The following is a 792-nucleotide window of genomic DNA, read 5'->3' on the forward strand; positions in this document are numbered from 1 at the left end:
GGGCGGCGGCGAGCGCCTCGGCGGGGGCGCTGAACCTGACACCGGGACTGATGGTCCCCGTCCAGAGCCAGTCGGCGATCTCCTCGAAGTGGTAGCGGCGCGCCAGTTGGGTCGCGTCCACCCCGCGGAAGTAGTAGCCGTCGGCGTCGATCAGGGTGATGCCGGTGTGGATGCGCTGCACGACGTCGCCGGTCGCGGCCGGCTCGCGCCTGCCCCTCCTTAGGAGCGCGTCGATCTCCTCCGCGTCGAAGGTGGAGCCGCGCCCGCCGGGCTCGCGCCTGCTGGTGAGCTGACCTCTGCTGACGTACGCGTACACCGTCTCCGGCTTGACGCCGAGACGTTGCGCCGCCTCCCGGGTGGTCAGCCGCTCTCCGTCGTCCATGCCCTCACCGTACACATGTTGATTCAATCAATATTGACAGTGATGAAGTCAATCATGGACAGTCAAATCAAGCTGAGTGTGGAACTGAGCCCAAGAGAGGACACACGCCATGCCGACCGACGTGACCACCGCTCCGGCCCCCGGCGTCCCGCGCGGACTCGCGGGGGTCGTCGTCACCGACACCGCACTCGGGGACGTCAGGGGAGCCGAAGGCTTCTACCACTACCGCCAGTACTCCGCCGTCGAACTGGCGCGCAGCCGGAGCTTCGAGGATGTCTGGCACCTCATGTTCTACGGGGAGCTGCCGGACGCCGCCGCACGGGCGGCCTTCGCCGAGCGGAGCGCGGCCCCGCGCCACCTGCCCGAGGAGGTCGGGGCCGCGCTGCCCGCCATCGCGCGGGCCTCGGCCG

2 protein-coding genes are annotated in these 792 nt (G+C 69.7%); one reads left to right on the plus strand and one right to left on the minus strand.

Features of this window, described 5'->3' with window-relative positions:
* Nucleotides 1–382: helix-turn-helix domain-containing protein (locus tag QR77_RS49345; RefSeq protein ID WP_040025374.1), on the minus strand; the 382-nt coding region annotated here is incomplete at its 3' end.
* 109 nt (nucleotides 383–491) lie between these two features.
* Here QR77_RS49345 and QR77_RS31255 point away from each other — a divergent pair.
* A partial coding sequence (locus QR77_RS31255; RefSeq protein ID WP_040025380.1) for a citrate/2-methylcitrate synthase occupies nucleotides 492–792 on the plus strand: 301 nt, incomplete at its 3' end.

The organism is Streptomyces sp. 150FB (genome assembly GCF_000818195.1).
GTDB lineage: Bacteria > Actinomycetota > Actinomycetes > Streptomycetales > Streptomycetaceae > Streptomyces.